Source organism: Streptomyces sp. NBC_01463, from assembly GCA_036227345.1.
Lineage (GTDB): Bacteria > Actinomycetota > Actinomycetes > Streptomycetales > Streptomycetaceae > Streptomyces.
This window is the reverse complement of record CP109468.1, coordinates 6,795,449-6,816,401: the sequence shown is the minus strand read 5'-3', so window position 1 is coordinate 6,816,401 and position 20,953 is coordinate 6,795,449. Positions and strand designations below refer to the sequence as shown.

Below are 20,953 nucleotides of genomic sequence, written 5' to 3'. Positions count from 1 at the left end.
CCCATGCATATCGGAAGCGTGGTGATGGGCGCGTCGGACGTACGGCGTGCGGCGGCGTTCTGGAAGGCGGCGCTCGGTTACGTCGAGCGCGAACCGCTCACCGAGGACTGGGTGGTGCTGGTCCCCGCCGACGGGTCCGGGCCGGGGGTGTCGCTGGGCCGGAGCGATGTTCCGGTGCAGGAGGTCCCCCGGGTCCACCTCGACCTGTACACCGAGGAGCAGGACGCCGAGGTGGCCCGGCTGATCGGGCTCGGCGCCGTCGGGACCGACTGGAAGCTGTACCCCGAGGACCCGGACTTCGTGGTCCTCGCGGACACCGAGGGCAACCGCTTCTGCGTCATCGACACGACGCACGGCTGACCGGGGCTCATTCGCCCGCCGGGGCCCGCTCCAGGAAGGGTTCGAGCAGGCCGGGGACGGCCTCGGCGGCGAAGGCGAGGCCCTCGGACGCGCCGGCGTCGTACACGGTGTACGCACCGGCCCCCGCGGCCGTCGTCGCGGTGACGTTCAGCACCCCGGCCCGGCGCTGGAAGTACGACTGACGCACCGTCCAGCCGATCACCCCGGCCCGCTCCAGCGCGGCGGTGGAGCGGCGCAGGGCGCCCGAGCGGGTCACCAGGTAGTCGCCGCTGATTGCGTGACCGAGCCCGCGGTACGCGTCGCGGGCCAGCAGCACGCCGACGGGCAGCCCCACGGCGGCGCAGCCGAGCGCGATCCAGAGCAGGACCGGGGTCAGCAGGGCGCCGAGCAGGGCCAGGACCAGGACGGGCCCCAGGACCGCCCAGCACGCCCTGCGGAGCCTCCGGCCGCGTGCGGCGGGCGGGTGGGCGGTCAGCGCGGCACCGGTCGGGGACACGGTCGCGCGCAGCACGGCGGCGGCGACGTCGTCGGCGACCGGCCGGGGCGCGGGCGGCAGCAGGGTGTTGTGGTCGCCGTGCTGCTCCTCGTCGTCCTTGGCCAGTCCGGTGGTGATGGCGTCGACCCGGGCGGCGCCCAGCAGCCGGACCCCGAGCGGTTCGACGAGGTCGACGCCGCGCAGCCGGCGCTCCTCGATGGAGACGGAGCGGGAGGTGAGCAGCCCGCGCCGGATCCGCAGGGTGCCGCCCGGTTCGCGTTCGAGGCGGTAGTTCCACCACATCTCGACCCAGAGCCCGAGGGCGCCGGCGGTCCCGCAGAGCGCCGCGCCGACGACGAGGAGCACGATCACCGTGGCCAGTGAGGAGTCCCGGTACTGCTCGCCGACCCATTCGATGACCTGGCCCTGCGCCCCGAACCAGTCGCTGACCTGCATCACGGCTCCGGCCGCCGCGCCGGCGAGCGCGGGGGCGACGAACGAGACCGGTGCGTAGCGGATCCAGCGCGGGTCGAGCGCGACGAGGTCGCCCTCGCGGTGGCTGCCGGACGCCTCCGCGGGCCCGCGTTCCAGGAGCGCGCGGCGCAGCCGTTCGCCCTCGGCGCGCAGGACCGGGTCGAGCTCCAGGGTGGACTCGCCGCCGGTGTGCTCGCCGGTGCCGATCCGGACGGTGACCAGGCCGAGGACGCGCTGGAGCAGGTGGGCGGTGAGGTCGACGCTGCGGATGCGCTCGCGGGCCAGGGAGCGCTTCTTGACCAGCAGGAGGCCGGTGTGGAGTTCGACCCGGTCGGCGCCGACGCGGTAGCGGGTGCGGCGCCAGCGGACGTGGTCGGCGCCGGCGCTGCCCGCGATCAGGAGGGCCGCGCCCGCCAGCACCCAGGCGACGGCGGGGCCGAACCCGAAGCGGCCGGAGAGCCCGAGCGTGACCGGTACGGCGGCACCGGCCGCCACTCCGGCGGTGACGAGGGCGGTGAGCCAGACCGTGCGCCGGTCGAGCGACCGCCAGTCCCCGGGCGGGGCGGCGGTGCTCATGTGGCGTCGCCCGGGGTGTCCTGGGTGATCCGGGTCAGCCGCTCGGCGAGCTCGGCCGCCAGTTCGTGGTCGAGGCCCTCGATCCGGACGGCGCCCTTGGCCGATGCGGTGGTGACGGTGACCGTGGCGAGCCTGTAGAGCTGTTCGAGGGGGCCGCGCACGGTGTCCACGGTCTGGATCCGGGACATCGGCGCGATCCGCCACTCCTGCCACAGCACCCCCGTCCGGACGTACACCGCCTCGTCGGTGACCTCCCAGCGGTGGGTGCGGAACCACCAGAGGGGGACGAGGGCGGCGCAGCCGGCGCCGAGGACCGCGAGGACCGCGGCGGGCAGCAGCAGCCAGAACCTGGCGGACGCGAGGAACGCGCCCAGCACCGCCAGCACCACCACCGGCACGGCCGTCAGCAGCAGCCACCGCGCCCGCCACCAGCCGACGGCCCGCGGGTCCAGCGTGTGGACCGGCGGCCGCAGCCGCACGGCCCCCTCCCCCCTGGTCACGGTCTCAGCGCCCCCGGAGCTCGCGGTACGCGGCGACGAGCGCGGCGGTCGAACTGTCCAGCTGCTCGGCGCCCTTGCCCTCCGTCAGCACCGGCTCGATCCGCTTCGCGAGGACCTTGCCGAGCTCGACGCCCCACTGGTCGAAGGAGTCGATGTTCCAGACCGCGCCCTGGACGAAGACCTTGTGCTCGTACAGCGCGATCAGCTGGCCGAGCACGGACGGGGTCAGCCGGTCGGCGAGGAGCGTCGTCGTCGGGTGGCTGCCGCGGAACGTCTTGTGCGGCACCAGTTCCTCGGGGACCCCCTCGGCGCGCACCTCTTCGGGTGTCTTGCCGAAGGCCAGCGCCTGCGTCTGGGCGAAGAAGTTGGCCATCAGCAGGTCGTGCTGGGCGACCAGTCCGGGCAGCAGGCCCTCGACCGGCTCGGCGAAACCGATGAAGTCGGCCGGGATGACCTTGGTGCCCTGGTGGATCAGCTGGTAGTAGGCGTGCTGGCCGTTGGTGCCGGGGGTGCCCCAGACGACCGGACCGGTCTGCCAGTCGACCGGGCTGCCGTCCCGGTCCACGGACTTGCCGTTGGACTCCATGTCCAGCTGCTGCAAGTACGCCGTGAACTTGGACAGGTAGTGGCTGTAGGGCAGCACGGCGTGCGACTGGGCGTCGAAGAACGCGCCGTACCAGACACCGAGCAGGCCCAGCAGCAGCGGGACGTTCTCCTCGGCCGGGGCGGTGCGGAAGTGCTCGTCGACGAGGTGGAAGCCGTCGAGCATCTCGCGGAACCGGTCCGGGCCGATGGCGATCATCAGCGAGAGGCCGATGGCCGAGTCGAACGAGTAGCGGCCGCCGACCCAGTCCCAGAACTCGAACATGTTGGCGGTGTCGATACCGAAGTCGGCGACCTTCTCCGCATTGGTCGACAGGGCCACGAAGTGCTTGGCCACCGCGTCCTGACCGGCACTCAGACCGGTCAGCAGCCAGTCGCGCGCCGAAGTGGCGTTGGTGATCGTCTCGATCGTGGTGAAGGTCTTCGACGCGATGACGAAGAGCGTCTCGGCCGGGTCGAGGCCGTGCAGCGCCTCGTGCAGGTCGGCGCCGTCGACGTTGGAGACGAAGCGGACGGTCAGCGAGCGGTCCGTGAAGGAGCGCAGCACCTCGTACGCCATGGCGGGGCCGAGGTCGGAGCCGCCGATGCCGATGTTGACGATGTTCTTGATCGGCCTGCCGGTGTGACCGGTCCACTCCCCCGACCTGACGCGCTCGGAGAACGCGGCCATCTTGTCGAGCACGGCGTGCACGGCGGGCACCACGTTCTCGCCGTCGACCTCGATCACGGCGTCCCGCGGGGCGCGCAGCGCGGTGTGCAGGACGGCGCGGTCCTCGGTGGTGTTGATCTTGTCGCCACGGAACATCGCGTCGCGCAGGGCGGCGACGCCGGTGGCGCCGGCGAGCTCACGGAGCAGCCGGAGCGTCTCGTCGGTGACCAGGTGCTTGGAGTAGTCGACGTAGAGGTCGCCGACCCGCAGGGCGTATCCGGTGCCCCGCTCCGGATCGTCCGCGAACAGCTGCCGGAGCTGTGTCGCCCCGAGCTCCTCGCGGTGCTTGCCCAGTGCGGTCCATTCCGGCATCTGGTTGAGCCTGGTTCGGCTTCGTGCGTTCATCCCGGACATCAGCCCACTTCTTCTCGTAACCGCAGTTCCCCGCTGCCCCTCCAACTTAATTGATCAGGGCGGCGGACGGGACAACGGCGGGCTGCGGCACGGCAGAAGCGTTCCGGCCGGACACCCTGGGGGTGTCCGGCCGGTGAACAGCTTCTACTGAGGCACGAGGGTGTCAGATCTCGCCGCGGAGTTTCGCCAGGGCCTCGGCGAGGATCGCCTCACCGTCCGCGTCGCTGCGCCGCTCCCGTACGTACGCCAGATGCGTCTTGTACGGTTCGGTGCGCGGCGGGTCCGGCGGGCTGTCCCGGTCCTGGCCGGCCGGGAATCCACAGCGCGGGCAGTCCCAGGTCTCCGGTACCTGCGCGTCATGGGCGAAGCTCGGCTGCGTCTCGTGCCCGTTCGAGCACCAGAAGGAGATGCGGGCCCGTGGCGCGGACTCGCCGCGCTCGGCCTCCCCCATCGGCCCCGCTCCGACCCGGCTTCCCCGGATCGCGTTGCCACTTGCCACGGTCGTAACTCCCTGCGTGATGGTGCTCGAAGATGCCCCAGTCTACGTAAGGCCCAACGCGCGTCCAGTGATTGGAGTTACACCCTCACCGGAATCGCGTACGACGGGTCAGCTGTCCAGCTTGATGAGCAGACCGAGCACCACGATGCATGCGAACCAGCCGAGGCCGACCACGACGGTGATGCGGTCGAGGTTGCGCTCGGCGACCGAGGAACCGCCGACGGAGGACTGCATGCCGCCACCGAACATGTCGGAAAGACCGCCGCCCTTCCCCTTGTGCATCAGCACCAGCAGCATCAGCAGCAGGCTGAAGACGATCAGGGCGATCTCGAACCCCAAAATCACGGCTGGTCCCTACTTTCCGGAATTCCTGACTGCATGTGCGAACAACGGGGGCCGGGAGGCTGCCCTCCTGGCCCCCGCTAGGGTACGACGGATCCGCGCTACCGCATACTCACTGGTCGCGGAAGCGGACGATCTTGACGAACTCGTCGGCGTCCAGTGCGGCGCCGCCGATCAGCGCGCCGTCCACATCGGGCTGCGCCATGATCGCGGCCACGTTGCCGGACTTCACCGAGCCGCCGTACTGGATGCGGACCGCGTCGGCCAGCTCCTGCGAGTACAGCTCGGCGAGGCGGACGCGGATCGCACCGCAGACCTCCTGCGCGTCCTCGGGGGTGGCGACCTCGCCGGTCCCGATGGCCCAGACCGGCTCGTAGGCGACCACGATGGTCTCGGCCTGCTCGGCCGGGATGTCCTTCAGCGCACCGTCGAGCTGCGCCAGGGTGTACGCGACCTGGTCACCGGCCTTGCGGATGTCCAGGCCCTCGCCGACGCAGAGGATCGGGGTCAGGCCGTGCTTGTACGCGGCCTTCACCTTGGCGTTGCAGACCTCGTCGGTCTCCGCGTGGTACTGGCGGCGCTCGCTGTGGCCGACGGCGACGAAGGTGCACTTCAGCTTGGCGAGCATCGGGCCGGAGATCTCACCGGTGTACGCGCCGGAGTCGTGCGCCGAGATGTCCTGGGCGCCGTACTTGATCTTCAGCTTGTCGCCGTCGACCAGCGTCTGCACGGAGCGCAGGTCGGTGAAGGGCGGCAGGACGGCGACCTCGACGGCGTCGTAGTCCTTGTCGGCCAGGGCGAAGGCGAGCTTCTGGACGTGCGCGATGGCCTCGAGGTGGTTGAGGTTCATCTTCCAGTTGCCCGCCATCAGCGGGGTCCGGCCTTGGGCGGTAGCAGTCATGAAAGGTCAGTCCTCCAGTGCGGCGAGGCCGGGAAGCGTCTTGCCCTCGAGGTATTCGAGGCTGGCGCCGCCACCGGTCGAGATGTGTCCGAACGCGTTCTCGTCGAAGCCCAGGATGCGGACCGCGGCGGCGGAGTCGCCACCGCCGACCACGCTGAAGCCGGACGAGTCGACGAGGGCCTGGGCGACGGCCCGGGTGCCCTCGGCGAAGTCGGGGTGCTCGAAGACGCCCATCGGGCCGTTCCAGAAGACGGTGGCCGCGTCGGCGAGCTTCGATGCGTAGAGCTTGTTGGTCTCCGGACCGTTGTCCAGACCCATCTGGCCGGCCGGCATGGCGTCGGCGGCGACGGTGGACGGGTCGGCCGGGGCCTTGGTCTTGAGGTCGGGGAACGCGGGGGCGACCACGACGTCGACGGGGAGCACGAACTCCACGCCCTTCTCCTCGGCGCGCTTGAGGTACTCCAGCACCACCGGGATCTGGTCCTCCTGCAGCAGCGAGCTGCCGACCTCGTGGCCCTGGGCCTTGAGGAAGGTGTACGCCATGCCGCCGCCGATGAGGATGCGGTCGGCGCGCTCCAGGAGGTGGTCGATGACGCCGAGCTTGTCGGAGACCTTGGCGCCGCCGAGCACGACGGCGTAGGGCCGCTGCACGTCGTCGGTGAGCTTCTTCAGGACGCCGACCTCGGTGGCGATCAGGTCGCCCGCGGCGTGCGGGAGCCGGGCCGGGAGGTCGAAGACCGAGGCGTGCTTGCGGTGCACGGCGCCGAAGCCGTCGCCCACGTACACGTCGGCGAGCTCCGCGAGCCGGTCGGCGAACGCGCCGCGCTCGGCGTCGTCCTTCGACGTCTCGCCGGCGTTGAAGCGGAGGTTCTCGATGACGGCGACCTTGCCGTCGGCGAGCGCGGCGACCGTGGCGCGGGCGGACTCGCCGACCGTGTCGGTCGCGAAGGCCACGTCGGTCCCGAGCAGCTCACCGAGCCGGGTGGCCGCGGGGGCCAGCGAGAACGCCGGGTCCGGGGCACCCTTCGGGCGGCCCAGGTGCGAGGCGACGACGACCCGGGCGCCGGCCTCGGCCAGCTTGCGCACGGTCGGCTCGACGGCGCGGATGCGGCCGTCGTCGGTGATGGTGGTCCCGCTGAGCGGCACGTTGAGGTCGGCGCGGACGAATACGCGCTTGCCGGTGACCCCTTCGGCGAGAAGTTCGTCGATCGTCTTCATCTGTCTGGACTCCTTGGAGAACGAGGGAGCATGCAGCGGGGCTCGAACGGCGCTGCGTTGCGCTGTTCGAGCCCCGTGCTCACATCGAGGTGCCTGCCGATCCGAGGATCAGAGCTGGCCGCCGACGAAGACGGTCAGGTCGACGAGGCGGTTGGAGTAACCCCACTCGTTGTCGTACCAGCCGAGGATCTTCACCGTGTTGCCCTCCTGGACCATGGTCAGGGAGGAGTCGAAGGTGCAGGACGACGGGTCGCTGACGATGTCCGAGGAAACGATCGGGTCCTCGGTGTACGTCAGGAAGCCCTTGAGGTCGCCGTCGTCGGACGCCTTCTTGAACGCGGCGTTGACCTCGTCCTTGGTGACCTCGCGCTGCAGGGTCACGACGAGGTCGGTGGCGGAACCGGTCGGGACCGGGACGCGCATCGCGATGCCGTCGAGCTTGCCCTTGAGCTGCGGCAGGACCAGGGCGGTGGCCTTGGCGGCACCCGTCGTGGTCGGAATGATGTTCTCCGCGGCGGCGCGGGCGCGACGCAGGTCGGAGTGCGGGAAGTCCAGGATGCGCTGGTCGTTGGTGTACGCGTGGACCGTCGTCATCAGGCCCTTGACGATGCCGAAGTTCTCGTCGAGAACCTTGGCCATCGGCGCCACACAGTTGGTGGTGCAGGAGGCGTTGGAGATGACGTGGTGGTTGGCCGCGTCGTACTTGTCCTGGTTGACGCCCATCACGATGGTGATGTCCTCGTCCTTGGCCGGAGCCGAGATGAGGACCTTCTTGGCGCCACCCGCGATGTGCTTGGCTGCGTCGGCCTTCTTGGTGAAGATGCCGGTCGACTCGATGACGATGTCGACGCCCAGCTCACCCCACGGGATGTCCGCCGGGTTGCGCTCCGAGAGCACCTTGATGGTGTGACCGTCGACGGTGATGGTGTCGGCGGTGTGGCTCACCTCTGCCTTGAGACGACCCAGAATGGTGTCGTACTTCAGCAGGTGGGCCGTGGTCGCAGTGTCACCCAGGTCGTTGACAGCCACGATCTCGATGTCCGCACCCTGCTCCAGCAGCGCGCGGAAGTAGTTACGACCGATGCGGCCAAAGCCGTTGATGCCTACGCGGATCGTCACGAACCGATCTCCTCGTTAGGTACGCCGGTTTTCGACGCCGGCGAGTTGTATGGGATGTCCCCGACCGCCTCCGACCCTACCTCTCCGAAGCCGCCGGGGTGACATCGAGAGGGGCCGTACGCACGGCGGAGGCCCGTACTCCCCAGTAGGAGTACGGGCCTCCGGTTGTCCGGCCACCCCCGCTGCGACGATTACGCAGCGTCAACACCCGCGGGTGTGCGGGGTGTTCCCGCCGCGGCTGACCGGCGGGGGTGCGGATCAGCCGACCAGGCCGTCGGCCAGCTCTTCGCTGAGAGTGGACTCCGTGCTCGGGATCCCGAGGTCCTGGGCCCGCTTGTCGGCCATCGCGAGGAGCCGGCGGATGCGTCCGGCGACGGCGTCCTTGGTCAGCGGCGGGTCGGCGAGCGCGCCCAGCTCCTCCAGGGAGGCCTGCTTGTGCTCCATGCGCAGCCGTCCGGCCGCCGCGAGGTGCTCGGGGACCTCCTCGCCGAGGATCTCCAGCGCGCGCCCCACCCGGGCGCCCGCGGCCACGGCGGCGCGGGCCGAGCGGCGGAGGTTCGCGTCGTCGAAGTTGGCGAGCCGGTTGGCCGTGGCGCGGACCTCGCGCCGCATCCGGCGCTCCTCCCAGGCCAGCACCGACTCATGGGCGCCGAGCCGGGTCAGCAGGGCGCCGATCGCGTCGCCGTCCCGGACGACGACCCGGTCCACGCCGCGCACCTCGCGGGCCTTGGCCGCGATGGAGAGCCTGCGGGCGGCGCCGACCAGCGCGAGCGCGGCCTCCGGGCCCGGGCAGGTCACCTCCAGCGAGGAGGAGCGTCCCGGCTCGGTCAGCGAGCCGTGGGCCAGGAAGGCGCCGCGCCAGGCCGCCTCGGCGTCGCAGGTGGCCCCCGAGACCACCTGCGGGGGCAGACCGCGGATGGGACGGCCGCGGCCGTCCACCAGGCCGGTCTGGCGGGCCAGCTGGTCGCCGCCCGCCACCACGCGCACGACGTAGCGCGAGCCGCGCCGCAGTCCGCCGGGCGCCATCACGATCAGCTCCGAGCTGTGCCCGAAGATCTCGAGGATGTCGCGCTTCAGCCGGCGCGCCGCCATCGCGGTGTCCAGCTCCGCCTCGATCACAATCCGGCCGCTCACCAGGTGCAGCCCACCCGCGAACCGAAGAATCGCCGAGACTTCTGCCTTCCTGCAGCAGGTCCGGGTTACGGGAAGCCGAGAGATTTCGTCCTTCACCGCTGGCGTCATCGCCATGGGCCGATCCTTCCATGCATCCGAAAAATACGGTCGTACGCGGCGGCCAACAGCTCCGGATCATGAATCGGAACGCCGTCGGGTGAGGCCACGGGCGCCAGCTCGACCGCGGCGCCGAGCCGTTTTGCGGCATCGGCGAGGGACTCGCGGTCGGGCACGGCGGCCTCGTCGGCCAGCACCACGTCCAGGGCGAGTTTAGGGGCGTGTCGTCCCAAAACCTCCAAATGACGCTGCGGAGAGAAGCCATCTGTTTCACCGGGTTGCGGTGCGAGGTTCAGCGAGAGGACCTTGCGGGCCTTCGTTTCGATCAGCGCGTCCAGCAGATCGGGGACGAGCAGATGCGGGATGACCGAGGAGAACCAGGACCCGGGGCCGAGCACCACCCAGTCCGCGTCCAGGACCGCCGCGACCGCCTCGGGGACGGCCGGCGGGTCGTGCGGGACGACGTGCACGGACTGGACCTCGCCCGGGGTGAGCGCCACGGTCGCCTGGCCGCGCACCGTGTCCACCTGGTCCGGACGGTCCGGGTCGTGGCCCTTCACGAGCGCCTGGAGCTCCAGCGGCACGGCGGACATCGGCAGCACCCGGCCGTGCGCGCCGAGGAGCTTGCCGACCAGGTCGAGGGCCTGGACGTGATCACCGAGCTGCTCCCACAGGGCGACGATCAGCAGATTGCCGACCGCGTGCTCGTGCAGGTCGCCCTTGGACTGGAAGCGGTGCTGGATGACCTGGGACCAGGTCCGGCCCCACTCGTCGTCGCCGCACAGGGCGGCGAGCGCCTTGCGCAGGTCGCCGGGCGGCAGGACGCCCAGCTCCTCGCGGAGCCGGCCGCTGGAGCCGCCGTCGTCGGCGACGGTGACCACCGCGGTCAGGTCGCCTGTGATCCGCCGCAGGGCGGTGAGGGAGGCGGACAGGCCCATGCCGCCGCCGAGCGCGACGACCTTGGGCTGTGCGCCGCCGCGCATGCGGCCGGACAGCGGGGTGCCCCTGCGCAGCCGGCGCAGACGCATGTTGCGACTGGTCACTCGCGCCCCATGTCCCGGTGTACGAGCACGGTCTCGATCCCCTCCGTGGCGAGCCGGGCCGCCAGCTTCTCCGACATGGCCACGGAACGGTGCTTGCCGCCCGTGCAGCCGACGGCGATGGTCACGTAGCGCTTGCCCTCGCGGCGGTAGCCGGCGGCGATGAGCTGGAGCAGTTCCGTGTACTGGTTGAGGAACTCCTTGGCGCCCGGCTGGTCGAACACGTAGTCGGAGACCTCCTCGTTGAGCCCGGTGAAGGGGCGCAGCTCGGGGACCCAGTGCGGGTTGGGCAGGAAGCGGCAGTCCACCACCAGGTCGGCGTCGACCGGGAGGCCGTACTTGAAGCCGAAGGACATCACCGTGGCGCGGAGCTCCGGCTCCTCGTCGCCCGCGAACTGGGCGTCCATCTTGGCGCGCAGTTCGTGCACGTTGAGGCTGGAGGTGTCGATGACCAGGTCGGCGTCGCCGCGCAGCTCGCGCAGCAGGTCGCGCTCGGCGGCGATGCCGTCGACGATGCGGCCGTCGCCCTGGAGGGGGTGCGGGCGGCGGACCGACTCGAAGCGGCGGACCAGCGCGTCGTCGGAGGACTCCAGGAAGACGATGCGCCGGGTGACGCCCTTGGCCTCCAGGTCGGCGAGGGACTCGCGCAGGTTGTCGAAGAAGCGGCGGCCCCGGACGTCGACGACGACGGCGATGCGTGCCACATTGCCCTGCGAGCGGGCGCCGAGCTCCACCATGGTGGGGATCAGTGCGGGCGGCAGGTTGTCGACGACGAACCAGCCGAGGTCCTCCAGACACTTGGCGGCCGTGCTGCGCCCGGCTCCCGACATGCCGGAGATGATCACCAGCTCGGGGATGGCCACCGTGCTGTCGCCCGTCTCGATCGAGGTGCCCGTACTCACGTGTGCTGCTCCGTCTGCTCGGTCTGTGCGGTCGTGCCCGTGTTCAGGTTCGCGTTCGGTCATGTCGTGCTCGGTCATGTCGTGCTGCCCCCGTCGTCCTCTTCGATGATCTCTCCTGTCGCCGTGTTCACGGCGGGCGTGGCCGGGGCGGCCGCGGCGAGGGCGACAGCCACTGATTCCGCCGTCCTGCGGCCTATCCCCGGAACCTCGCAGATCTCTTCGATTGTCGCCTGCTTCAGCTTCTTGACGGAGCCGAAATGCTTGATCAGCGCCTGTTTCCGGGTCTCGCCGAGGCCGGCGACCGCGTCCAGGGGGCTGGAGCGGATGCGCTTGGCGCGCTTGGCGCGCTGGTAGGTGATGGCGAAGCGGTGCGCCTCGTCGCGGACGCGCTGGAGGAGGTAGAGGCCCTCGCTGGAGCGGGGCAGGACCACCGGGTCGTCGTCGTCGGGCAGCCAGACCTCCTCCAGGCGCTTGGCGAGGCCGCAGACGGCGATGTCGTCGATCCCCAGCTCGTCCAGGGCGCGCTTGGCCGCGGCGACCTGCGGCTGCCCGCCGTCGACGACGAGGAGCTGCGGCGGGTAGGCGAACCGCTTGGGCCGCCCGTCGTCCTCCCGGGGCTCGGTGGCGCCGTCGGCGGCGGGACCGGGATCGGCCGGTACGGGGCCGGAGGCGGCGGGGCCCGCGGGGGCGGGGGCCTGTGCGGCGTCCTCCTCCCACTCCCCCGTCCGTTCCTTCTCCTGGAGGTAGCGGCGGAAGCGCCGGCTGATCACCTCGTGCATCGAGCGGACGTCGTCCTGTCCCTCGAAGCCCTTGATCTGGAAGCGGCGGTACTCCCCCTTGCGGGCCAGACCGTCCTCGAAGACCACCATCGACGCCACCACGTCGTCGCCCTGGAGGTGGGAGATGTCGAAGCACTCGATCCGCAGCGGGGCCGTGTCGAGGCCGAGCGCCTCGGCGATCTCCTCCAGGGCCCGGGAGCGGGTGGTGAGGTCGGAGGCGCGCTTGGTCTTGTGCAGTCCCAGGGCCTGCTGGGCGTTGCGCTGGACCGTGGCCATCAGGTCCTTCTTGTCGCCGCGCTGCGGGATGCGCAGGCTGACCTGGGAGCCCCGGCGGCCGGCCAGCCACTGGGAGACGGCGTCGGGGTCCTCGGGGAGGGCCGGGACGAGGACCTCCTTGGGGACCGAGTCGCCGGTCTCCTCGCCGTAGAGCTGCTGGAGCGCGTGCTCGACGAGGCCGGAGGTGTCGACGTTCTCCACCTTGTCGGTCACCCAGCCGCGCTGGCCGCGCACCCGCCCGCCGCGGACGTGGAAGATCTGGACGGCGGCCTCCAGCTCGTCCTCCGCGACGGCGATCAGGTCGGCGTCGGTGGCGTCGGCGAGGACGACGGCGCTCTTCTCCATGGCGCGCCTGAGCGCCTCCACGTCGTCGCGCAGGCGGGCCGCGCGCTCGTACTCCATCTCCTCGGCCGCCGCCATCATGTCCTTCTCCAGGCGGCGGATGTACGTGCCGGTGCGGCCGGCCATGAAGTCGCAGAAGTCGTCCGCGAGTTCGCGGTGCTCCTCGGGGGTGACCCGGCCGACGCAGGGGGCCGAGCACTTGCCGATGTAGCCGAGGAGGCACGGACGGCCGGTCCTGGCGGCGTTCTTGAAGACGCCCGCGGAGCACGTGCGGACGGGGAAGACCCGGAGCATCAGGTCGACCGTCTCGCGGATCGCCCAGGCGTGCCCGTACGGACCGAAGTAGCGCACGCCCTTCTTCTTGGCTCCGCGCATCACCTGGACGCGCGGGAACTCCTCGTTGAGCGTGACCGCGAGATACGGATAGCTCTTGTCGTCGCGGTACTTGACGTTGAACCGGGGGTCGAACTCCTTGATCCAGGAGTACTCGAGCTGGAGCGCCTCGACCTCCGTGGAGACGACCGTCCACTCCACCGACGCGGCGGTGGTCACCATCGTGCGCGTGCGCGGATGAAGGCCGGACAGGTCCTGGAAGTAGTTGGCCAGGCGCTGGCGCAGGCTCTTCGCCTTCCCGACGTAGATCACCCGGCGGTGTTCGTCGCGGAATTTGTAGACCCCCGGGGAGTCGGGGATCTGTCCCGGCTTGGGGCGGTAGCTGGAGGGGTCTGCCATGCCTCCCACCCTACTGGCGGGCAGTGACAGCACGGGTGCCCGTGAGCGGCGCCGCGCTCCGGGACACGGGGTGGGGTCACGTGTCCCGGAGCACGGGGTCATCGGGTCCCAAGGGCCTTCGCGGTCACCGGGTCCTGTTGCGGCCCCGGCGGCGCCGGGCGCTGATGCCGCAGAGGACGAGTACGGCGACGGCGCCCAGCGCCGCCGCCATGGAGGCCGCGCTCATGGCGGTGTCCGCGGTGGTGCCCGCGACCGCGTCCGCCGCGATGGCGGGCCCGGACCCTCCACCGGCGGGTTTCGCGCCCGAGGGCCCGTAGCCGCCCGCCCGGCCCTCGCGGGCGTAGCCGGAACCGGGGAGCTTGTCCGCGTACGCGGCCCGTACCCGGGTGCGGTAGGCGGCCAGCGTGGTGCCGTCCTTGCCGACGGCACGGACGGCGTCCGTGTCCAGCGGGAGCACCCGGCCGCCCTTCTGGACGTACCAGGCGTCGATCTGCGGTTCCCGGAAGACGATGCCGCCGGGCAGCTTGCGGGCACCGGCCGCCGTGTACCGGGCCTCGTCGTCGCCGGTGGCGATGTTCACCACCTGCCAGCTCCCGTCCTTGCCCGGTTCGGGAAGCGTCCAGAGGGACGCCTTCTGCCCGTCCGAGGAGACCGCCGTACTGGCGAGGTAATCCAGTGCGGCGACGGACGCCCCGGGTTCGCCCGCGACGAAGTCCGCGGACAGGGTGCGCACGGGCACGGCCCCGCCCTCGATCCGCGGTGCGGCGGCCGCCCTGCTGACAGCGCCCTCACGGGCGAAGAAGCGGGACAGCGTGTCCAGGGTCGTGGTGTCGGTGGCCGCCTCGTGGGCCGCCGCCAGGGCCGCGGGGGTGGCCGAGGGACCGGTGGCGGCGGCCGCCTGCGGGGCCGCGGTGAGCAGGGCGGCGCCTGCCAGCACGCCGCTCGCGGCGAGGGCCGCGGCGAAGGGACGCGCGCCGCGTGCGGTACGGGCGCCGGTGCGGGCCGGGGAACGGGTGGTGGAGGTCATGCCGTCACGCCCCGATCCGGTAGAGCGAGTGGGTCCAGGAGAACTCGCTGTTGTTCACGTACCAGGCGTGCGAGGCCCAGTTGTAGCGGTTGCTGGAGGGCCAGGGATCGCCCCAGTAGACCCAGCTGTTCGCGTCGTCGTACCCGTACAGGACGTGCATGTGCCCGCCGCCCGAGGACCACTGGATGCGGGTCTCCACCGGCCGTCCGGCGGCTATCTCGGCCTGCACGGTCGGGTAGCGCAGCCAGCCGGTGACGTACGAGCCGGGGTTGATGCCGGCCCAGTTCAGACCGTCCTGGACGTTGCCGAGCGAGGCCTGCGAGTTGGGGCACTCGTAGCCCTGGGTCCGGCCGAAGGCCGCGTTGCAGAACTGGTTCTGGGTGTAGTTCCGGCCGAACCAGGTGGCGATGGTGTTGCCGGCGGCGGCCCAGCACCAGTTCGTCTTCTGCTGCGCCTGCATGCTGATGTTCAGCCGCTGGGTGGCGGCAAGGGTGTCGGACGCCGCGGTGGCGGCGTGGTGCTGGTCGGCGGCGGTGGCGGTCGCCGTGGGTGCGGCGAGCAGTACGGCGGCGAGTACGGCCGTCACCGACAGCCGGCCCGGCCGGATTCTTCGGTTGCGCATGGCGTTCCTCCCGGGGCGGGGGGTGGGGGATCCAAGAAGCGCGTCCGGACGCTGCGAGGAGCATCAACCGTTGTCCGGAACGGGTCAACACGCTTCAATGCGGGGGAACATCGCGGTGTGAACGCCGGTGGCGGGAGTGTGAACACTCCCCCCTGGCCACCTGCGGCCCCACCCCTGTCGGCGCGGCCCGGCCGTCGCCCGCCGTGAACGTTCACCTGGAGGACCCATGCAGCACACCGAGGCCGAACTGGCGCAGGTGCTGCACACCGGCCCGTTCCACCTGGCCCTGCGCACGGCGCTCTCGGTACGCGGGCTGCCGCTGCAGCGGGTGCAGCACCATCTGGCGCACCGGGGGGTCAAGGTCGGCGTGACCAGCCTCAGTTACTGGCAGCAGGGCGCCCGGCGCCCGCAGCGCCCGGAGTCCCTGCGGGCCGTGAGGGCGCTGGAGGAGGTACTGGAGCTGCCGGGGAACTCCCTGCTCGGGCTGCTGGGGGCCGACGGGTCCCGCGGCGACGCCGACCGCCCGCCGGCCCGCTCCTACCGCTCCCTGGTGGAGGCGTCCGGTGCGGTGGAGCGGCTGCTCGCCGCGATGGAGTCACCCACGGACGGCGGGCTGCACACGGTGGGGCATCAGGAGCGGGTACGGATCGGGCCCGGCCGTCAGATGCAGGACCGGAGCTCGCAGCACGTCGTGCGCGCCCACCGCGACGGCATCGACCGCTATCTCGCCGTGTACCGCGGCGATCCGGGCTGCGATCCGGCGCGGGTCGGGGTGAGCGCCCGGGAGAACTGCCGGACGGGCCGGGTCCGCTGGGACGCGGCGGCGGGGGTGCTGGTCGCCGAGCTGCTCTTCGACACCCGGCTGCGTGCGGGCGAGACGTACCTCTTCGGCTACGGCTTCGAGGACGGTACGGGCGGGCCCTGCGGCGAGTACGTCCGCGGTTTCAGCTTCGGTGGCGGGCAGTACGTGCTGCAGGTCCGGTTCGACGAGGAGGCCCTGCCGGTACGGTGCCGGCGATTCGCCCAGGTCTCCGCGGGGGCACCGCGCGGGGGCCGGGCCGATCTCACGCTCACCGGCCGGCACCGGACCGTTCACCTGGTGGAACAGGGGGTACGGCCCGGCCTGGTCGGCATCGACTGGGACTGGGGGTGACGCGGGCCCGCGCACCGTCCGCTCGGCACGGCGCCGGCGGGCCGGTCGGCCGTCGGGTCAGGCGCTCGGCGCCGGATCAGGCGTCGGGGCCGGCGATCAGCTTTCCGCCCTCGACCCTGACCGGGACGGAGGGCAGCGGCACGGTCGCGGGGCCGTGCACGGCCTTGCCGGTCGTGGTGTCGAAGACGCTGCCGTGGCAGGGGCAGTGCCCCTCGTTGTTCTCGACCTTGTTCAGCAGGCAGCCCGCGTGGGTGCACTGGGCGCTGAACGCCTTGTACTGCCCCTTGGCCGGGCAGCTGACGATGACGCGCTGTTCGCTGTAGAGCTTGGACTCACCGACCGTCACCTCGTCCGGGGCGCCGAGCTCGACGGGTGCGGTGGGGGTCGGCGTCTCGGCGTGCCCGAGCTTCGAGTCGGTCGAGCAGGCGGCCACTCCGAGCCCGGCGACGCCCGCGAGAGCGGCGCCCTTCAGCACGGTACGGCGGGCGGCGGGCTGGCCGGACATGCGGTCTCCACGGGTCAGAGGGGCAGAGGTGCCAGGGCTGTCCGGGGCGCCTGGGGCGGCAGGGGCAGCGGTGACGTATCCGACGATACCGGCGGAGACGGACGCCCTCGCGCGCGGGCCGGTCGCACACGCTCGCGCCTGGTCCGCACGGGTGCAGGACAGCTGGTCAGCCCGGGTGCAGGACACGGTCACGGCCGAGGCGGCGGCCCCTCGGAAGGGGTCGCCGCCTCGAAGCGGATATCGGGCCGGGCCGCCGGGGAGCGGCGCCGGCCGTCCCCTCAGGCCTTGCGCGCGCGGGTCGCCTTCTTGGCCGCGGGCTTCTTCGCCGCAGCCGTACCCGCCTTCGCCGTCCCCGTCTTCGTCGCCGCGGCCTTCGCCGTCTTCGTCGCCGCGGCCTTCGCCGTGGCCGTCTTCCTGGCGGGGGCCGACTTCGCGGCGACGGCCTTCTTGGCCGCCGTCTTCCGGGCGGGCTTGCGCGCCGAGGGCACGGCGGCCTCGCTCACCCGGTCCGCGTCCAGGATGCCCTGGAGGAACTTTCCGGTGTGGCTTGCGGGGACACCCGCCACGAACTCCGGAGTGCCCTCGGCGATGACCAGTCCACCGCCGTTGCCCCCCTCGGGTCCCATGTCGATGACCCAGTCGGCGGTCTTGACGACATCGAGGTTGTGCTCGATGACGATCACCGAGTTGCCCTTGTCGACCAGGCCGGAGAGCACCTTGATCAGCTTGGAGATGTCCTCGAAGTGCAGACCGGTGGTCGGCTCGTCCAGCACATAGACCGTGCGTCCCGTCGAGCGCTTCTGGAGTTCGCTGGCCAGCTTCACGCGCTGGGCCTCGCCGCCGGAGAGCGTCGGCGCGGACTGCCCGAGCCTGACGTATCCGAGACCGACCTCGTTGAGCGTCCGCAGGTGACGGGCGATGGTCGGGACGGCCTCGAAGAAGTCCAGGCCCTCCTCGATCGGCATGTCCAGCACCTCGGCGATGGACTTGCCCTTGTAGTGGACCTCCAGGGTCTCCCGGTTGTAGCGCGCTCCGTGGCAGACCTCGCACGGGACGTACACGTCCGGCAGGAAGTTCATCTCGATCTTGATGGTGCCGTCGCCGGAGCAGTTCTCGCAGCGGCCGCCCTTGACGTTGAAGGAGAACCGGCCCGGCAGATAGCCGCGGACCTTGGCCTCCATCGTCTCCGCGAACAGCCGGCGGACGTGGTCGAAGACACCGGTGTACGTGGCCGGGTTGGACCGGGGTGTGCGGCCGATGGGCGACTGGTCGACGTGCACCACCTTGTCGACGAGGTCGTCGCCGTCGACCCGGGTGTGGCGGCCGGGCACCGACTTGGCGCCGTTCAGCTCGCGGGCCAGGTGGGTGTAGAGGATGTCGTTGACCAGGGTCGACTTGCCGGAGCCGGAGACTCCGGTCACGGCGGTCAGCACGCCGAGCGGGAAGGACACGTCGATGTCCTGGAGGTTGTTCTCCCGGGCGCCGTGGACCGTGAGCAGCCGCGCGGGGTCGACGGGACGCCTGATCTCGGGCATCTCGATCGACCGCTTGCCGGTCAGATACTGACCGGTGATCGACTTGTCGTTGGCCAGCAGCTCCTTGAGCGATCCGGAGTGGACCACCTTGCCGCCGTGCTCGCCGGCGCCGGGGCCGATGTCGACGACCCAGTCGGCGACCTTGATGGTGTCCTCGTCGTGCTCGACGACGATGAGCGTGTTGCCCATGTCGCGGAGCCGGACCAGGGTCTCGATCAGCCGGTGGTTGTCGCGCTGGTGCAGGCCGATGGACGGCTCGTCCAGCACGTAGAGCACGCCGACCAGGCCGGAGCCGATCTGGGTGGCGAGCCGGATGCGCTGGGCCTCGCCGCCGGACAGGGTGCCCGCCGCGCGGTTCAGCGACAGATAGTCCAGGCCCACGTCGACCAGGAACTTCAGCCGCTCGTTGACCTCCTTGAGCACCCGCTCGGCGATCTTCTTGTCGCGGGCGTTCAGCTTCATCCGGCCGAGGAACTCGGCGCACTCGCTGATCGACATCGCGGCGACCTGGGCGATGGACTTCTCCATCACGGTGACCGCGAGGACGATCGGCTTGAGGCGGGTGCCCTCACAGGTGGGGCAGGGCACCTCGCGCATGTAGCCCTCGAAGCGCTCCCGGCTGGAGTCGCTCTCCGCCTCGGAGTGCCGCCTCTTGACGAACTGCACCGCACCTTCGAAGGAGGGCGTGGTGTAGGCGCGCTCGCGCCCGTAACGGTTGCGGTAGCGGACCTCGGTCTGGATCTTGTGCCCGAACAGCAGCGCCTTCTTGGCGCGCTGCGGCAGCCCGGCCCAGGGGATGTCCGTACGGAATCCGAGGGCTTCGGCCAGGGCGTTGATCTGGCGGCCGAAGTACTCCTTGGTGTGGCCGTGCGACCAGGGGTGGATCGCGCCCTCGTCGAGGGACTTCTCCTCGTCCGGGACGATCAGCTCGGGGTCGACCTCCATCCGCGTGCCGATGCCCGTGCAGTCGGGGCAGGCGCCGAAGGGGGAGTTGAAGGAGAAGGAGCGCGGCTCCAGCTCCTCGAAGGAGAGGTCGTCGTACGGGCAGTAGAGGTGCTCGGAGTACATCCGCTCGCGCTCGGGGTCGTCCTCGGGGAGGTCGACGAAGTCGAGCACGACCATGCCGCCGGAGAGGCCGAGCGCGGTCTCGACCGAGTCGGTCAGCCGGCGCTTGGCGCTGTCCTTCACCGTGAGGCGGTCGATGACCACCTCGATGGTGTGCTTCTCCTGCTTCTTGAGCGTGGGCGGCTCGGAGAGCTGGATGGTCGCGCCGTCGACCCTGGCCCTGCTGTACCCCTTGGTCTGGAGGTCGGCGAAGAGGTCCACGAACTCGCCCTTGCGCTCGCGCACCAGCGGCGAGAGCACCTGGAAGCGGCTGCCCTCGGGCAGGCCGAGGACCTTGTCCACGATGGCCTGCGGCGACTGGCGCGAGATCGGACGGCCGCACTCGGGGCAGTGCGGCTTGCCGATCCTGGCGAAGAGCAGCCGGAGGTAGTCGTAGACCTCGGTGATCGTGCCGACCGTCGAGCGCGGGTTGCGCGAGGTCGACTTCTGGTCGATGGAGACAGCGGGCGACAGGCCCTCGATGAAGTCGACGTCCGGCTTGTCCATCTGGCCGAGGAACTGCCGGGCGTACGAGGAGAGTGACTCCACGTAGCGCCGCTGGCCCTCGGCGAAGATCGTGTCGAACGCGAGCGACGACTTGCCCGACCCGGAGAGCCCGGTGAAGACGATGAGGGAGTCGCGGGGGAGGTCGAGCGAGACGTTCTTGAGGTTGTGCTCGCGAGCGCCACGGACGATGAGACGGTCGGCCACGCCGGTCCGCACCTTTCTAGAGAGAAGCGGGGGAACTGAGCCCCTGTCCCAGGGTATGGGGGGTGCCACAGCGGTGTACGAAGCTTTCGGCTTCGAGCGTATAGCACGCGCATTCGATTTACGGACGGCTGATGACTCCTTCACCCGAATGAGTGGCGGGGCTAGGCTCGGCCCCATGATTGATCACGCGCACGACCTGGCCGCACTGCGGCAAGCGACCGATCGACTGCTCAGCGCCACGGAGAAACTGGACGACGCGGCACTCGCCGAACCGTCGCGCCTGCCGGGCTGGAGCCGCGGTCATGTCGTCGCGCACCTTTCACGTAACGCCGACGCGCTGGTAAATGTTCTCCAGGGCCGGCCGATGTACGCAGACAGCGAAACCCGCGACCGCGACATCGAGCGGGACGCCCCCCGCCCGCGGGCGGAACAGCTCGCCGACCTGGGCGCGAGCGCGGACCGTTTCGTGGCCGCCGCCGCGGCCCCGGCCGACTGGTCACGCACGGTGGAGCTCCGCAACGGTGTGACGGACTCCGCGTCCCGGATTCCCTACCGCCGCCGCGTCGAGGTCGAGCTGCACCATGTCGATCTGGGCATCGGCTACGAGCTGGAGGACCTGCCGGACGAGTTCACCATCCGGCAGATCGACTTCCTGGCCGAGCGCTTCGCCGGGCACGCCGACGTCGTCCCGACGGACGTGGCCGACGACGCGGGCCGGACCTGGACGACGGGCGGCGGCGCCGAGGGGGGCCCCGCCACCGTCCGCGGCACGGCGTCCGAGCTGCTCGGCTGGCTCAGCGGGCGGCGCGACGGGTCCGCGCTGACCGTCGAAGGCGGCGCCCTGCCCGCACTGCCCCCGCTATAG

At 71.1% G+C, this 20,953-nt stretch carries 19 protein-coding genes; 3 read left to right on the top strand and 16 right to left on the bottom strand.

Going from position 1 to position 20,953, the window contains the following annotated elements; genetic code table 11:
* Positions 1-3 precede the first annotated feature (3 nt).
* Entirely contained in the window at positions 4-360 is a 357-nt protein-coding gene (locus OG521_30055) for a VOC family protein (protein ID WUW24778.1), read from the top strand.
* Positions 361-367: 7 nt separating this feature from the next.
* Here the strand turns inward: OG521_30055 and OG521_30050 are convergent, their stop codons facing one another.
* The 14 genes from OG521_30050 to OG521_29985 form a co-directional block, all read right to left on the bottom strand.
* The gene (locus tag OG521_30050; protein ID WUW24777.1) at positions 368-1,885 is read right to left on the bottom strand and encodes a PH domain-containing protein; all 1,518 of its coding nucleotides are present in this window, start codon (positions 1,883-1,885) and stop codon (positions 368-370) included.
* On the bottom strand, positions 1,882-2,385 hold the full coding sequence (locus OG521_30045; protein WUW24776.1) for a PH domain-containing protein: 504 nt from the start codon (positions 2,383-2,385) through the stop codon (positions 1,882-1,884). Before OG521_30045 ends, OG521_30050 begins: the two co-directional genes overlap by 4 nt.
* Positions 2,386-2,389: 4 nt before the next feature.
* Positions 2,390-4,042 carry a glucose-6-phosphate isomerase gene (gene pgi / locus OG521_30040; protein ID WUW24775.1) on the bottom strand — a complete coding sequence of 551 codons (1,653 nt, stop codon included), beginning with the start codon at positions 4,040-4,042 and terminating at the stop codon, positions 2,390-2,392.
* Between the two features lie 172 nt (positions 4,043-4,214).
* Entirely contained in the window at positions 4,215-4,550 is a 336-nt protein-coding gene (locus OG521_30035; protein ID WUW24774.1) for an RNA polymerase-binding protein RbpA, read from the bottom strand.
* Positions 4,551-4,658: 108 nt separating this feature from the next.
* Positions 4,659-4,895, bottom strand: a complete 237-nt coding sequence (secG, locus tag OG521_30030; GenBank protein ID WUW24773.1) for a preprotein translocase subunit SecG — start codon at positions 4,893-4,895, stop codon at positions 4,659-4,661.
* 109 nt (positions 4,896-5,004) lie between these two features.
* The gene (gene tpiA, locus OG521_30025) at positions 5,005-5,793 is read right to left on the bottom strand and encodes a triose-phosphate isomerase (protein ID WUW24772.1); all 789 of its coding nucleotides are present in this window, start codon (positions 5,791-5,793) and stop codon (positions 5,005-5,007) included.
* A gap of 6 nt (positions 5,794-5,799) precedes the next feature.
* The gene (locus tag OG521_30020; GenBank protein ID WUW24771.1) at positions 5,800-7,011 is read right to left on the bottom strand and encodes a phosphoglycerate kinase; all 1,212 of its coding nucleotides are present in this window, start codon (positions 7,009-7,011) and stop codon (positions 5,800-5,802) included.
* 108 nt (positions 7,012-7,119) lie between these two features.
* Positions 7,120-8,130: a type I glyceraldehyde-3-phosphate dehydrogenase gene (gene gap, locus OG521_30015; protein WUW24770.1), complete on the bottom strand. Its 1,011-nt coding sequence runs from the start codon at positions 8,128-8,130 to the stop codon at positions 7,120-7,122.
* A gap of 258 nt (positions 8,131-8,388) precedes the next feature.
* Positions 8,389-9,378 (bottom strand): DNA-binding protein WhiA, encoded by a 990-nt coding sequence (gene whiA / locus OG521_30010; GenBank protein ID WUW24769.1) that lies wholly within the window; start codon positions 9,376-9,378, stop codon positions 8,389-8,391.
* Positions 9,369-10,403: a uridine diphosphate-N-acetylglucosamine-binding protein YvcK gene (gene yvcK, locus OG521_30005; protein WUW24768.1), complete on the bottom strand. Its 1,035-nt coding sequence runs from the start codon at positions 10,401-10,403 to the stop codon at positions 9,369-9,371. Before yvcK ends, whiA begins: the two co-directional genes overlap by 10 nt.
* Complete coding sequence (gene rapZ / locus OG521_30000; GenBank protein ID WUW24767.1) at positions 10,400-11,380, bottom strand: RNase adapter RapZ; 981 nt, start codon at positions 11,378-11,380, stop codon at positions 10,400-10,402. The genes yvcK and rapZ overlap by 4 nt, the downstream gene beginning before the upstream one ends.
* A complete protein-coding gene (gene uvrC / locus OG521_29995; protein ID WUW24766.1) occupies positions 11,377-13,431 on the bottom strand; it encodes an excinuclease ABC subunit UvrC in 2,055 nt (684 codons plus the stop codon). The genes rapZ and uvrC overlap by 4 nt, the downstream gene beginning before the upstream one ends.
* A 124-nt stretch (positions 13,432-13,555) precedes the next feature.
* Complete coding sequence (locus OG521_29990) at positions 13,556-14,458, bottom strand: hypothetical protein (GenBank protein WUW24765.1); 903 nt, start codon at positions 14,456-14,458, stop codon at positions 13,556-13,558.
* Between the two features lie 4 nt (positions 14,459-14,462).
* The gene (locus OG521_29985; GenBank protein WUW24764.1) at positions 14,463-15,080 is read right to left on the bottom strand and encodes a C39 family peptidase; all 618 of its coding nucleotides are present in this window, start codon (positions 15,078-15,080) and stop codon (positions 14,463-14,465) included.
* 226 nt (positions 15,081-15,306) lie between these two features.
* Between OG521_29985 and OG521_29980 the strand changes: the two genes are divergently transcribed.
* Positions 15,307-16,233 (top strand): hypothetical protein, encoded by a 927-nt coding sequence (locus OG521_29980; protein WUW24763.1) that lies wholly within the window; start codon positions 15,307-15,309, stop codon positions 16,231-16,233.
* A gap of 76 nt (positions 16,234-16,309) precedes the next feature.
* Here OG521_29980 and OG521_29975 read toward each other — a convergent pair whose 3' ends face one another.
* Entirely contained in the window at positions 16,310-16,738 is a 429-nt protein-coding gene (locus tag OG521_29975) for a Rieske (2Fe-2S) protein (protein ID WUW24762.1), read from the bottom strand.
* Between the two features lie 278 nt (positions 16,739-17,016).
* Positions 17,017-20,088, bottom strand: coding sequence for an excinuclease ABC subunit UvrA (gene uvrA / locus OG521_29970; GenBank protein WUW24761.1), 3,072 nt, complete (start codon positions 20,086-20,088; stop codon positions 17,017-17,019).
* Positions 20,089-20,263: 175 nt separating this feature from the next.
* Here uvrA and OG521_29965 point away from each other — a divergent pair, with 175 nt between their 5' ends.
* A complete protein-coding gene (locus tag OG521_29965; protein ID WUW24760.1) occupies positions 20,264-20,953 on the top strand; it encodes a maleylpyruvate isomerase family mycothiol-dependent enzyme in 690 nt (229 codons plus the stop codon).

Coding starts and splice junctions, on each gene's coding strand:
- tpiA (WUW24772.1), bottom strand. CDS start 5,793: ATGACTGCTACCGCCCAAGGCCGGACCCCGCTGATGGCGGGCAACTGG.
- pgi (WUW24775.1), bottom strand. CDS start 4,042: ATGAACGCACGAAGCCGAACCAGGCTCAACCAGATGCCGGAATGGACC.
- OG521_30055 (WUW24778.1), top strand. CDS start 4: ATGCATATCGGAAGCGTGGTGATGGGCGCGTCGGACGTACGGCGTGCG.
- uvrC (WUW24766.1), bottom strand. CDS start 13,431: ATGGCAGACCCCTCCAGCTACCGCCCCAAGCCGGGACAGATCCCCGAC.
- OG521_29980 (WUW24763.1), top strand. CDS start 15,307: ATGCAGCACACCGAGGCCGAACTGGCGCAGGTGCTGCACACCGGCCCG.
- OG521_29965 (WUW24760.1), top strand. CDS start 20,264: ATGATTGATCACGCGCACGACCTGGCCGCACTGCGGCAAGCGACCGAT.
- OG521_29975 (WUW24762.1), bottom strand. CDS start 16,738: ATGTCCGGCCAGCCCGCCGCCCGCCGTACCGTGCTGAAGGGCGCCGCT.
- OG521_29990 (WUW24765.1), bottom strand. CDS start 14,458: ATGACCTCCACCACCCGTTCCCCGGCCCGCACCGGCGCCCGTACCGCA.
- OG521_30020 (WUW24771.1), bottom strand. CDS start 7,011: ATGAAGACGATCGACGAACTTCTCGCCGAAGGGGTCACCGGCAAGCGC.
- OG521_30050 (WUW24777.1), bottom strand. CDS start 1,885: ATGAGCACCGCCGCCCCGCCCGGGGACTGGCGGTCGCTCGACCGGCGC.
- whiA (WUW24769.1), bottom strand. CDS start 9,378: ATGGCGATGACGCCAGCGGTGAAGGACGAAATCTCTCGGCTTCCCGTA.
- rapZ (WUW24767.1), bottom strand. CDS start 11,380: ATGACCGAGCACGACATGACCGAACGCGAACCTGAACACGGGCACGAC.
- OG521_29985 (WUW24764.1), bottom strand. CDS start 15,080: ATGCGCAACCGAAGAATCCGGCCGGGCCGGCTGTCGGTGACGGCCGTA.